The organism is Silvimonas soli, from assembly GCF_030035605.1.
In the GTDB taxonomy this organism is placed as follows: Bacteria; Pseudomonadota; Gammaproteobacteria; order Burkholderiales; family Chitinibacteraceae; genus Silvimonas; species Silvimonas soli.
Window position 1 is genome coordinate 1,754,894 of sequence record NZ_CP106736.1, and the last position, 13,087, is coordinate 1,767,980.

Sequence of the window (13,087 nt, forward strand, 5' to 3'; positions counted from 1 at the left end):
CGGATGCAGCAACTGGTTCGGCGGGTGCCGAATTACTTTCCCCCTGATACATTCCTTCAATATAAGCCAGCGCCAGCCAGATGCACTGTGCGGGACATGCTTGTTATAGCCAGGCTCGCGCCAAGTTGCCTGGTTGACTGACACGGCTGCACTGGTAATTTGTCATTTCAACAACAACCGGATTACGCGGGTAAAGACTTCCCCATAAGGCGGCTCCAGCCAATCCATCGCTCGCACTACGCCTTGGCGCAGCACCGGCTTGAGGTGAGAAAACGAATCAAACCCGGCCTGACCGTGATATGCCCCCATGCCGCTCTGCCCCACACCACCAAACGGCAGATCAGCTGCGGCGATATGCAACAAGGTGTCGTTAATGGTGACGCCACCGGCCTGTGTTTCTCGCAGGATGCGAGTCTGTTTCTTGCGCGACCGGGTAAATGCATACAGCGCCAGTGGCTGCGGACGCAGGTTGATATAGCTCAGTGCTTGTTCCAGATCGTCATACGGCACGAGCGGCAATAACGGTCCAAAGAGTTCTTCGTTCAACAATCGCGCATCGTCGGGCACGCCGGTGTACACATATGGCGTAAAAAACCGGGACTCCGCCGAATTGGCCTGCGGCGGCACCAAGGCATGAGCTAACGCGCCCAGCGTCAATGCATCGTCGTGGATCTTCTGCATCCGCTGATACTGAGCGGGCGTCGCCATTGAGGCAAAGTCTTGCGGAAAATCCGGGTAGTGTCGTTGTGTCCAGCGTTTGGCGATGGCAATAAAATCAGCCTCGCGCCCACGCGGCAGCAATACATAGTCTGGCGCGATGCAGGTTTGCCCGGCATTCACCAGCTTGCCGTACAAGATGCGCGAGACCGCCTGTTCAAAATCGTAGTCATTCAGAATCAGCGCGGGCGACTTCCCGCCCAACTCCAGCGTCACCGGCGTCAGGTTTTTCGCAGCAGTCTGCATAACGCTGCGCCCGACGCTGGTCGAACCAGTAAAGAGCAAATAATCAAACGGCAACTCGACAAACGCCTTGGCCTGGCTGACATCGCCGCCCAGGAACACCAGTTCGTCTTGCGCAAAATAGTGGGGGCATAGCTGTTGCAGTAACTGGCACAGCGCCGGCGATGCCTCAGACAACTTGATCAGCGCCCGGTTACCGGCAGCAAATGCGGCAATCAACGGCCCAAAGGCCAGAAATGCCGGGTAATTCCAGGGCACCACAATGCCAACCACACCGCGCGGCTGCGGCAATACCTGCGCCCGCGCTGGCCATAATTGCCAGCCCGTGGCTCGCCGACGCGCCCTCATCCAGCGTGGACCGGCGTGTAATGCGTGGGCGATGCCAGCCAGCGTCGGCGCCAGTTCCAGCAGCTCGGTTTCCTGAGCCGGACGCTGACCAAAATCGTTATTGATGGCGGCGATGATGGCCTGACGATTTTCCAGAAGCAGCCGCCGCAATGCCAGCAACCGCGCCGCCCGCTGTGACCAGTCGGGAAACGGCTGGGCGCGCTGTGCCTTCCGTAAACGGGCAAAGTGGACGCCGAGATCACTGCGGGTCAGTTCGGGCAAATCATGTTGGGCGTTTTGCATTGGCGCTCGGGCTAAACCTGGCTCTGGCGTGAATGAATAAACATCATTGTAGGTACATTCGCACAAATCAGTCATAGGATGCTCGCCGCATTCGTTTGTTTGAAATGTCCTACATGCATCGGACTCACGGCGGCATGAAGCTGGCGGCGAGCCAGCAATGGATGCTCAGTGTTAAGATGCCCCGTTGTTATTAGAAGATATGACAAGACATCGTGAGCCAGACGCCCATCAGCTTTGAATTCTTTCCGCCCAAAACCACTGAGGGCGCCGACAAACTGCGAATTACGCGGCGGCAGCTGGCGCAGTTCAAGCCAGAATATTGCTCAGTGACCTTTGGCGCGGGTGGCACCACCCAGGACGGCACGCTCAATGCCGTGCTGGATATCCAGTCCGAAGGGCTGGCGGCGGCACCGCATTTGTCCTGTATCGGCTCCAGTCGGGCCAGTGTGGCCGAGATTCTGCAACGCTATCGTGACAACGGCATTCGCCATATCGTGGCTTTACGCGGCGATATTCCGTCAGGCATGGTGGATGTCGGTGAGTTCCGTTACGCCAACGAACTGGTGGCGTTTATCCGCGAGCAACATGGCGAACATTTTCACATTGAAGTGGCGGCCTACCCGGAATATCACCCGCAGTCCGCCAGTGCCGAGGCTGACCTGCGTAACTTTGTGAACAAGGTCAACGCCGGAGCCGATTCGGCCATCACCCAGTATTTCTTCAATGCCGATGCCTATTTCCGCTTTGTGGATGAAGTGACCGCACGCGGGGTGAAGATTCCGGTGGTGCCAGGCATCATGCCGATCCAGAACTTCAATCAGCTCAATCGTTTCTCGGAAATGTGCGGAGCGGAAATTCCGCGCTGGCTGAAGTTGCGCTTGCAATCGTTTGGTGATGACAGCGCATCGATCCGCGCTTTGGGCCTGGATTTCATTACCGAGCTCTGCGACCGCTTGCTGACTGCGGGCGTACCTGGTCTGCACTTTTACACGCTCAATGCCGCTGGTGCGGTATCGACGATCTGCCAGCGTCTGGGCCGCTAAAGCGGGCTCGCAGGCAATACCAAAACAAAAGGGCCGAATCGGCCCTTTTGTTTTGTGCGGACATCTACCCGAAATGACGGCTTAACGCTGCACTGGCACCACGCGGCTGGTCTGGCCGTCACTGATGACATCAACCCGTTGCCCGGCCGAGAAGCTCATGTCCGCCGCCTGGGTAATCACCAAGCGTTGGCCGTTATCCAGGCGCACGGTAATTTCCAGCGCAGCCTGCGTCGAGCCGTTCTTTTCAATCTGGTTACCCGCCACACCACCGGCAATCGCGCCCAGTACACCCGCCACAATCGCGCCGTTGCCACCGCCAATCTGGCTACCAGCTGCCCCGCCAATCACGCCACCCGCAATGGTGCCGATTGCATTAGTGTCATTCTGAATGCGCACGTTACGAACACTTTCCACAATCCCCGCCTGCGCCGTAGAGGTACGCATGGCCTGGCTGCGAGTGTAAGTGTTGGCCGAATCACTGGCGCAACCGACCAGCGCGAGCGAGGTAGCGGCAAGAGCAATGACAAGGGTGCTGCGCAGTTTCATGGCTATCTCCGGATGCTGAAGTACGTATGAATTTTCACAAGGAATCAACACATTATAGTTGCTTCAGGTAGCACCTGACGCCGCAACATTCACACTGGCCGCCGCCGGAACCAGCCAGTCAGTGAGCGGCGTTCTCGTGTCGCCGGCAGCACTTCATGCTCGAAGCGGTCAGACAGAAACAGCACCAGCGTACCGCCATGCGGAGTCACGTCCTGCGTGCAACCATGGTCCTGGCTGTCCAGATAAATGCGCAGCTGGCCGCCATCGCTATCTTGCCAGTCTTCGTTCAGGTACAGCACGAAGGTCACAACCCGCGTATCAGCGTTGCGGTGCTGGTCCAGATGGCGCTGGTAAAAGCCACCCGCCGGATAGACCGCGAAATGGGCTTCAAATTCCACCAGTCCCAGATAAAGACTGGCATTGAAGGCCTGGCGCAATTCTTCCAGTTGGTCCAGTACCGGCACCGCGAGCGGCGCATCGTTGTCCAGCCACAGGACTTCATCCCCACGAATGCTGATATCACGCTGATAGCCTTGCTCGCGCCCGACTCCCGCAGGGCGAAAATCAGCCTGGAGCGCGTCCATATCGGCCCGCAGTGCGGCGACCTGTTGCGGATTCAAAAACCCTGGCCAGACAAACTTGCCTTCATCGACCAGTGCTTGCACGACGGTGTTGTACCCACTCAACAACGGATTCTCCTGTTAATTCGATAACCCTGGTTTCTTCCGGTTTGGCGCGCGGCGGAATCAGGAAGTCCTGCGGACGGGTCACAGCGCGTCGCAGCAGTCTGCCAACAATGGGACGAGTCGAACGCAGGGTCAGTTTGCGCGAACGCAGCGCCACCCACAGCGCCAGCCCGAAACTCACCAGCAAGTTGATCAAGCCGATCAGCGCGATGCCGACCGCCGAAATGGCCACTACGTGCCAGTCCAGCGTGAAGTCATAACTCACTGCGGCAAACGACAGATACGCAGACGAGAAAGTGATATGGCGAATATCAATCGGCAAGCCCAGTAGTACGCCTATGGTACCAATCGTGCCCAGCATCAAGCCAAAGTAGAAATTACCAGCCAGCGCGCCCAGATTGTCGCCAATGTAAGTACCAAGCCGCCTGGCGCGCGATTCGCCGGCCAGCCTGTTCAGCCACGGCAAGGCAGCGATCCGTTGCGGAATCTGGTTATACAACGCTTTGTTGTCGTAATAACCCGAGATCAATCCGGCCAGAAACAGGCATACCCCGGCAATACCAGCGTGAAACAAGGCCAGGCTCTGGATCGGATTCAGGTCGTGCAACAGATGCTGGGCTTTGTCGACGTCCACCACCGGGCTACCGGTTACCCAAACCCACGCCAGCGCAATCAGCAACGCGGTTGGCAGCACCACCAGCACGTTGCCCATGATCGCCACAAACTGGGTGCGAAAGACTTTGACGATCAACTCACTGAGTTGGTTGATGTCTTCCGGCTTGAGCTTGCCCGAGCGCGTGCCTTCATGCAGCGTGGCGGCAATCTTCGCTGCCGTCATCGCCGGTTGTTTGGTAGCGATGGTGCAATGAACGATATGCACCAGCATGAAACCAAACGCGTAGTTCAAGCCGAAAACCAGCGCTTCCAGCAATAGCGGCAAGTGCGCTTTGGCCACCAGCAGCTTGAACAGCGCCATAAAGCCGACAATCAACCCGGCGCCCGCGGCCGAGCGGAACATGTTGCGCCATTCCTTGCGCGACTCGGCAATGTAGTGGCCGCCGGTGTGGCTGGCATGCTCGGTCACCTGCAGCGCCAGCAATTCGGTATTTTCGGCGAACACGTCCCGCAAGGAGTGTTTGCGGTTTTCGGCACGGACCAGGGCGATACTGACGCCCAGCATGGCTTCGCCTTTTTCCTTGGTGCGAGATACTGAAACCACCCGCAGCAGGGCTTTAAGCCGTTCAATATGCTGAGTGAGGCGCAGCAGGTGGTACGTGAGGCTCACTGACACCCCGTTGCGCAGCGCGTGTTTGCGCACCCGCACCACCACTTCTTCACACTGTTCCAGCAATACCAGAATGTGGCGCTCGTCTTCCTGCGGCGGCACCTTGTTGGTCATCGCCTGCAGATTGTGTTCGATGAAGGTATGAACCTCCAGATTCTGCCGCACGAACGGCGACACAAAACGCTTGGCGTCTGGATGATTGCGCACGATCTCCGGCTCAAGCCCGATCGCGGCAATGCGTGTCGACAGGACCTCAATGGCCTCCAGCACTTGCACCCGAATCCGCCCGATTTGCTCGAAGTCGGTTTCCTCTTCGATATGCAGCGCCCGGCCCAGGCTAAACCAGATGTCCTGCGGAATCGCTTCGAGCCAGATGTAATCGTTATGCCGAAAAAACACGCTGCCAAACAGATCGCGCAGCGAGCCGGGAATGGGCGCGGGCGGCAGGATGCGGTCGCCAATGCGGCGCGATACCGCGGCAAAAAAACTCTCGTTCGACAAAATGCCGGTGTCGGCAAAGAACTGCACTTGCTCGCTGCGCGACAGCACCGACAGCAGACAACGGCGCACGGCGGCACGAGCTTGGGGCGATTGCTCCAGCAAATACGCCAACGAGCGCACGCTGTTGATGGCGGCTTGCGTGTCGTCTACCCGGCGTGGCCGCATGGCCGCAACCAGTTGCCGCAGCAACTCCGGGGCGCGCTCGGGGGATGCATCTATCATGGCGTGCAAGGTTGCTTGCATGCATTCTCCTGGAGTGGGTCAAGTTCACGATCTGGGCGATCGATTGTTATGTATTTGTTTTATATATATTCGCTGCACGCCGTCTTGCCGATGGCATTTGCGGCGGAGCAGCATTAAACGGTAAACCCGGCAGGTAGCGTCAAGCCGAAATGTTCACAAGCAGCGCGTCAATCATCGTCTGCGCTCTATGCACATAGCCGCCGCCAAACATGTTGGCGTGATTGACCACATGGTAAAGATTGTAAAGATCGCGGCGCCGTTCAAAGCCGCTATCCAGCGGCCACGTTGCCTGATAAGCCTGATAAAACGCCGGGCTGAATCCACCAAACAACATGGTCAACGCCAAGTCTGCTTCGCGGTCACCATAGTAGCAGGCGGGGTCAAACACCACCGGGCTGCCATCCGGCAGATACGCCGCATTGCCGCCCCACAGATCACCGTGTAACAGCGAAGGCACTACTTTGCGCTGGCCGAAGAAATCATTAAGCCCATCAAGCAATGGCTCGGTATCGTGCAGCGCCAACCCGTTGCTGGCCGCCAGATCAAACTGATGCCGCAAACGCCGCTCACGATAGAACTCGACCCAGTCGTCCATCCAGCCATTGGGCTGTGGTGTGGAACCGATGGTGTTGTCACGCTGCCAGCCAAAGCTCGCTGCGCTTAGCCGATGCAGTTGCGCCAGTTGCTGGCCAAGTTGTGCTTCATCGCCACGCCGCCGTAAATCCAGCCATTCCAGCACCTGAAACGAACTTCCCGCCGCCACACCACAAACCACTGGTGACGGCACGTGAATCCCTTTAGCCAGTGCCAGCAAACCTTCTCGCTCGGCCTCAAACATCTCGCGACGATTGTGTTGGTTCAGTTTGACGAACCAGTCGCCCTGGTCAGTGCGCAAGCGCCATGCCTCATTGATATCCCCTCCGGCCACCACTTCGGCCCGGCGAAACTGCAGTGGCCGCTCAATAACTGTAGCCAGTTCAGCGACGATTTCGTTCCACATTCAAGCATCCTTTTGCTGTGCCGGATGGCAAACAATCTGGCGCGATAGGGCAAACTTATTGCCCATTTTTTGCACAGTTGAACTATAGAAAACCCAGGAAAGCAAGTGGGGATTTTCAACCTTACAAGCCAAAACCAAAGCATGTACTGTGCGAACACCCCATCAAGTGAATCTTGACAGCGCCAGCGAATCGGTCAACCCGTATGACTGGCTGTCCTGTTCATCTACGCGGCGTCCATTCCCGGCCACACCCCGGCATCTGGAATGCTACGCCGCTCCTGTTAGCCCACGAGGCGAGCAATCGACGCAGCCGGGTTGCAGTTTGCACCCGGCGGTCCCGCCGCAATCTTCGAAAGCTGAAATCATGAGTTTATTCCGTACCAAAAATATCGATGCCATGGTGGCCGTGAGTCAATCCGGCGTATCTGGCCTCAAAAAAGCCCTTGGTCCAACCGATCTGGTTTTGATGGGCATCGGTGCGATTATCGGCACCGGCATTTTCGTTCTGACCGGCACTGGCGCGCTGACTGCAGGTCCAGCGCTCACGCTGTCGTTTGTCATCGCCGCCATCGCCTGCGGCTTGTCTGCGTTGGCATATGCCGAATTCGCGTCATCCATTCCGGTTTCCGGCTCTATCTACACGTATTCCTACGCCACGCTGGGCGAACTGGTCGCCTGGATTATCGGCTGGGATTTGATGCTGGAATACGGTCTGGCTACTTCGGCGGTTTCCGTGGGCTGGTCAGGTTATTTCCAGTCGTTGATTCATGGCTTTGGTATTGATTTACCCACCATTCTGACCGCCGCGCCGGGCGCTGTTCCGGGCAAGCATACGCTGTTTAATCTGCCCGCCTTTCTCATCATGATGGCGATCACCACGCTGGTTTCAATTGGTGTCGCGGGTTTTGCGCGGCTGAACAACATCATGGTGGCGATCAAGATTGGTGTGGTGCTGCTGTTTATTGTGGTGGGCGTAGGTTACGTAAAACCTGCCAACTGGACCCCGTTCATGCCGTTTGGTTTCCATGGCATGTTTAACGCCGCGGCCTTGCTGTTCTTTGCTTTTATTGGTTTTGACGCCGTCTCCAGTGCGGCGGAAGAAGTCAAAAACCCCAAGCGGGATCTACCTATTGGCATTATCGGTTCGCTGGCAGTGTGCACCATTTTGTATGTCGCTGTTTCCGCCATCATGACCGGTATCGTGCCATACCAGCAGTTTGCCGGTGTCGATCACCCGGTCTCGCTGGCATTGCAATATGCCGGGCAGAACTGGGTAGCCGGGTTTATCGATCTGGGCGCCATTCTGGGCATGACAACGGTGATTCTGGTGATGATGTATGGCCAGACCCGTGTGATCTTTGCCATGTCGCGCGATGGCTTGCTGCCGGCAAAACTGGCCAAAGTACATCCGCGCTTTGCCACGCCGTTTATCACGACATGGGTCGTCGGCATCGTGTTCGGCATTATCGCCGCGCTGATTCCGCTCAATATCCTGGCCGAACTGATCAATATCGGCACCTTGACCGCGTTCTCGCTGGTCTCGGTAGCAGTGATTGTCTTGCGCAAAACCCGGCCCGAGCTGCATCGCGCCTTCCGTTGCCCAGGCGTGCCATTCCTGCCGTTGCTGGGTATCGCGTTCTGCCTGTTCTTGATGAGCAACCTGCAAGCGATTACCTGGCAAGCCTTTGGCATCTGGCTACTGATTGGCTTTGTGGTGTATTTCGGTTACTCACGCCGCCACTCAAAACTCGCCCAGCGGTAACTAGCCGGTCAACCTCAAGTCGCCCATGCGCATTATCCAGATTAGTGTTTCTTCTGGATCATGCCGTGGGCGATTTTCCGTTGTTGGTCACGACCAACTTGTTGTTGACTGCGTTCACGCCTGCTGATGCTGCTTATGTACAGCTATTCGCCGGCGAATCGACGCTGATCGAGATGCTGGACAATGCACCCTGGCCCTATCCTGACGGCGCAGCCCAGCGCTGGATAGCCACACATCCCGACCTTTATCAGAACCGGCAGGCCATTTACCTGGCTATCCGCCTGCGTGGCAACGGCCAGGTGATAGGCTGTGTTGAGTTGCACGATCTGGTACCACAGCACCGCGCCGAACTGGGCTACTGGATTGCCTTGCCGTGGCAAGGACAGGGCTATGCCAGCGAAGCGGTACGAGCATTGGTCGAATACGCCTTCGACGCTCTGGCGCTACGTCGGCTGGATGCGACAGTGTTCACGCGCAATATCGCCTCGATCACGTTGTTGGAAAAACTGGGCATGCAGCGTGAAGGTCTGCGCCCCGGTTGGGGCTCCAGCCGCGGCAATCCGGAAGATGTTTATTGTTATGGTCTGACCCGGGCGCGCTGGAATGCCCGGACGGCGGCTGCTGGTGTGCCGCCCGACACCGTGGCGTCCCGTATCAGCAGCCCCTGAGTTACAATTCGCTCTTTGCGAATTTGTACCGGGGAATAATTTGAACAAGCACTATCCACATCCGATCCTGGCACGCGAAGGCTGGCCCTTTATCGCCCTGAGCCTGATCGTCGCCATCGTGGTGACTGCGCTCGCTGGCGCATGGTCGATTCCGTTCTGGATCATTGCCGTATTTGTCGTGCAGTTCTTCCGCGATCCGCCTCGCGTTATCGTGGCCGACCCCAAGGCTATTCTGAGTCCGGCTGATGGCCGTATCGTGGTCGTCGAAAAAGCCATGGACCCGTACCGCAAGGTCGAAGCGCTCAAGATCAGCGTATTCATGAACGTGTTTAACGTGCACTCCAACCGCAGCCCGGTTGATGCCACCATCGAACATATCGAATACAACGCCGGTTCGTTCCTGAACGCCGCGCTGGATAAAGCCTCCAAAGAAAACGAGCGCAATGCCGTGCTGGCCAAACTGGCCGACGGCACGCAGATCACCTTTGTGCAGATTGCTGGCCTGGTAGCCCGCCGTATTCTTTGCTACGCCAAAGTGGGCGATCAGTTGGCTCGCGGCCAGCGTTACGGTTTTATCCGCTTTGGCTCGCGCGTTGACGTGTACTTGCCGCTCACTGCCAAGCCGCGAGTGACGATTGGCGACAAAGTTTCGGCCACCGAAACCATCCTTGCCGAACTGCAATAAACCCGCATTCAGTATGAGTCATGACGGCGGGAAGTCTCATCTCCACCGTCAGCCCGGCAAGGTCTGCCCAACAAGGCAGACCTTGTTGACCTGGAGCGTTCCAGGTCGCTAACACAACCGTTTCAGCCCATACCCGGCCAAGGCCGCGACAGAATGGTTCTGTTAGCGCTTTCACCATTACAAACAATAAGGGATAGCCGATGCAATCCAAACGCCCCATTACTCTGCGCCGCCAAAGTATTTACCTGCTGCCTAACCTGTTCACGCTGGCCGCCTTGTTCTCCGGCTTCTACGCCATTGTTCAATCAATGAACAAAATGTTCGTGCCCGCCGCCGTGGCCATTTTCATTGCCATGATCCTGGACGGGCTGGATGGCCGCGTAGCGCGCCTGACTCGCACGCAATCCGCCTTTGGCGCTGAGTTCGATAGCTTGTCGGACATGGTTTCGTTTGGCGTGGCGCCAGCACTGGTGGTGTACGAATGGGCGCTGCGCGACTTCGGCAAGATTGGCTGGATGGTCGCGTTCGTTTATTGCGCCGGTGCCGCCATGCGCCTGGCACGCTTCAATACCAATCTGGAAACGGGCGACAAACGCTGGTTCCAGGGCCTGCCTTCCCCTTCGGCCGCCGCGCTGGTCGCAGGCCTGGTGTGGATTAGCCACGAATACGCTGAAGAACTGGCGCCGCTCAGCGATGCCCTGCCATTTATTGCGCTGTTCTTCACGCTGTTTGCCGGTCTGACCATGGTGTCTAACGTCAAATTCTGGAGCTTCAAGGAAATCAATATGCGCAAGACCGTGCCGTTTGTGGCACTGCTGGTCATGTTGCTGCTGTTGATGCTGATTGTCGCCAAGCCGCCGCTGGTCTTGTTCTGCCTGTTTATTGCTTATGGCGCATCGGGCTATGTCATGTCGGCCTGGAACATGCTGCGCCGGGGTAAAAAACCCGTTGAACGTAGCAATAGCCACTCCGCACCTCCAGAAAATTAGACATTTTGTAGTAATTAATGTCCAACCGGTCAAGCTAACTGTCGATTTCGTTCTGAAATTCGACAAAACCGTTTGACCAAATGTCCACAGCGTTTTATGCTTGAGTCCAATTACTGGTCTGGAGCATGACATGTCTGTGGACATTGAACGTCTGATCGAGCACTTTGGCGGCCCCAGCGAGCTGGCCGATGCGCTCAACCGCCTTTCCCCTGACGATCCTGTGTCCCGCGCTGCCATCTACAAATGGCGTGAACGCGGCAGCATGCCCCTCTCCGCACTGAACCGTCTTACCCGACTCGCCGCCAGCCAGGGGCGATCTTTCGACATCCAGTCTTTCTTTACCGGCGCTTCCACCGCGCCGAGCACACGGAGCACACCGAATATGGGCGATCGTTTGTTTATTTTCGACACCACATTGCGTGACGGCGAACAATCGCCCGGCGCGTCGATGACTCGCGAAGAAAAAATCCGTATCGCCCGCCAACTGGAACGCCTGGGTGTCGACATCATCGAGGCCGGCTTTGCTGCCGCCAGCCCGGGCGATGCCGAGTCGATTCGCCTGATTGCGGAAATCATCAAGGAATCCACCATCTGTTCGCTGGCTCGCGCCAACGAGCGTGATGTACGCGCTGCCGGTGAAGCGATCAAACACGCCGCACGTGGCCGGGTGCATACCTTTATTGCCACCAGCCCGATCCATATGGAAAAGAAGCTGCGCATGACGCCGGACCAAGTGGTCGAGGCCGCAGTGAAAGCCGTGAAGATTGGTCTGGAATACACCGATGATGTCGAATTCTCCGCCGAAGACGCGCTGCGCTCTGACCCGGTATTCCTCGCCCGTATTTTTGGCGAAGTGATCAAGGCTGGCGCCAAAACCATCAACGTGCCCGACACCGTCGGCTATGCCGTCCCGCACTTTACCGAATCGTTCTTCCGCAATTTGATCGCCGCGACCCCGGGCGGTGATTCAGTGATCTGGTCGGCACATTGCCACGATGACTTGGGCATGTCGGTCGCCAACTCGCTGTCCGCCGTGCTGGGCGGCGCCCGTCAGGTGGAATGCACTATCAATGGTCTGGGCGAGCGTGCCGGTAACGCCAGCCTGGAAGAGATCGTCATGGCGGTGAAAACCCGCAAGGACGTCTTTGGCCTGGAAACCCGTATCGACGCGACGCAGATTGTGCCGACCTCCAAGCTGGTTTCGACCATTACCGGTTATCCGGTGCAGCCGAACAAGGCGATTGTGGGTGCCAATGCTTTTGCTCACGAATCCGGTATTCACCAGGATGGCGTGCTCAAGCATCGCGAAACCTACGAGATCATGAGTGCCGAATCGGTCGGCTGGTCGACCAACCGCCTCACCTTGGGCAAGTTGTCGGGCCGTAATGCCTTCAAGACCAAGTTGGGCGAGCTGGGTATTGAATTGGCCAGCGAAGAATCGTTGAACGCGGCCTTTGCCCGCTTTAAAGAGTTGGCCGATCGCAAACGCGAGATTTTCGACGAAGACCTGCATGCGCTGGTGTCCGACGAACTGATCGCCATCGAACAAGAGAAATATCGTCTGACATCGCTGAAGGTGGTGTCGGAAACCGGCGAAACACCAAGTGCCACGCTGGTCATGGCTGATGACGGCGCCGAAAAACGCGCCACCTGTGATGGCGATGGCCCGATTGATGCAACCTTCCGCGCCATTGAATCGATTGTCAGCAGCGGCGCTGAAATGCAGTTGTATTCGGTGAACGCCATTACCCAAGGCACGGACAGCCAGGGCGAAGTGACTGTGCGTCTTTCCAAAGAAGGCCGCGTGGTTAATGGTCAGGGCGCCGATACCGACATTCTGGTGGCCAGCGCCAAGGCGTATATCTCAGCCGTCAACAAGTTACATAGCAAAATCACACGTACCCATCCGCAACCCGTGTAAGTCGCTTATCGGCGCAATGGCGCATTCTGCGAACGGGTCAGCGGCCGCTGACCCGGTTCACCTCGCAGTGCGGAGTTGCCGGAATCCATCCGCCCACAAGGCAGGACAGGCGAAGGTTTTACCAAAACCTTTGACACCTTGGGCGCACAGAACCAGACGTTCTGCGGC

10 protein-coding genes and 1 pseudogene are annotated in these 13,087 nt (G+C 57.3%); 6 read left to right on the forward strand and 5 right to left on the reverse strand.

Annotation, left to right across the window (positions count from 1 at the left end; genetic code table 11):
* Window positions 1-162 precede the first annotated feature (162 nt).
* Window positions 163-1,590, reverse strand: a complete 1,428-nt coding sequence (locus N7220_RS08095) for a coniferyl aldehyde dehydrogenase (protein WP_283150948.1) — start codon at window positions 1,588-1,590, stop codon at window positions 163-165.
* 212 nt (window positions 1,591-1,802) lie between these two features.
* Here N7220_RS08095 and metF point away from each other — a divergent pair, with 212 nt between their 5' ends.
* Complete coding sequence (gene metF / locus N7220_RS08100; protein ID WP_283150949.1) at window positions 1,803-2,633, forward strand: methylenetetrahydrofolate reductase [NAD(P)H]; 831 nt, start codon at window positions 1,803-1,805, stop codon at window positions 2,631-2,633.
* Between the two features lie 81 nt (window positions 2,634-2,714).
* On the opposite strand, the gene N7220_RS08105 is transcribed toward metF, so the two are convergent.
* From N7220_RS08105 to N7220_RS08120, 4 genes are all read right to left on the reverse strand, one after another.
* Window positions 2,715-3,179 carry an outer membrane lipoprotein gene (locus tag N7220_RS08105; RefSeq protein WP_283150950.1) on the reverse strand — a complete coding sequence of 155 codons (465 nt, stop codon included), beginning with the start codon at window positions 3,177-3,179 and terminating at the stop codon, window positions 2,715-2,717.
* An 89-nt stretch (window positions 3,180-3,268) separates the two neighbouring features.
* Window positions 3,269-3,865, reverse strand: a complete 597-nt coding sequence (locus N7220_RS08110) for a 2OG-Fe(II) oxygenase (RefSeq protein ID WP_283150951.1) — start codon at window positions 3,863-3,865, stop codon at window positions 3,269-3,271.
* Entirely contained in the window at window positions 3,825-5,894 is a 2,070-nt protein-coding gene (locus N7220_RS08115; RefSeq protein WP_283150952.1) for a site-specific recombinase, read from the reverse strand. Before N7220_RS08115 ends, N7220_RS08110 begins: the two co-directional genes overlap by 41 nt.
* A 139-nt stretch (window positions 5,895-6,033) precedes the next feature.
* Window positions 6,034-6,894 (reverse strand): fructosamine kinase family protein, encoded by an 861-nt coding sequence (locus N7220_RS08120; RefSeq protein WP_283150953.1) that lies wholly within the window; start codon window positions 6,892-6,894, stop codon window positions 6,034-6,036.
* Between the two features lie 364 nt (window positions 6,895-7,258).
* Here N7220_RS08120 and bcaP point away from each other — a divergent pair, with 364 nt between their 5' ends.
* The 5 genes and pseudogenes from bcaP (at window position 7,259) to N7220_RS08145 (ending at window position 12,919) form a co-directional block, all read left to right on the forward strand.
* Window positions 7,259-8,656 carry a branched-chain amino acid transporter BcaP gene (gene bcaP / locus N7220_RS08125; RefSeq protein ID WP_283150954.1) on the forward strand — a complete coding sequence of 466 codons (1,398 nt, stop codon included), beginning with the start codon at window positions 7,259-7,261 and terminating at the stop codon, window positions 8,654-8,656.
* 65 nt (window positions 8,657-8,721) lie between these two features.
* The gene (locus N7220_RS08130) at window positions 8,722-9,324 is read left to right on the forward strand and encodes a GNAT family N-acetyltransferase (protein ID WP_283150955.1); all 603 of its coding nucleotides are present in this window, start codon (window positions 8,722-8,724) and stop codon (window positions 9,322-9,324) included.
* A gap of 40 nt (window positions 9,325-9,364) precedes the next feature.
* A pseudogene (locus tag N7220_RS08135) lies at window positions 9,365-10,003 on the forward strand (phosphatidylserine decarboxylase); the annotation flags it as partial.
* Between the two features lie 206 nt (window positions 10,004-10,209).
* Window positions 10,210-10,998, forward strand: a complete 789-nt coding sequence (gene pssA, locus N7220_RS08140; protein ID WP_283150957.1) for a CDP-diacylglycerol--serine O-phosphatidyltransferase — start codon at window positions 10,210-10,212, stop codon at window positions 10,996-10,998.
* 130 nt (window positions 10,999-11,128) lie between these two features.
* Entirely contained in the window at window positions 11,129-12,919 is a 1,791-nt protein-coding gene (locus N7220_RS08145) for a 2-isopropylmalate synthase (RefSeq protein ID WP_283150958.1), read from the forward strand.
* Window positions 12,920-13,087: the final 168 nt, after the last annotated feature.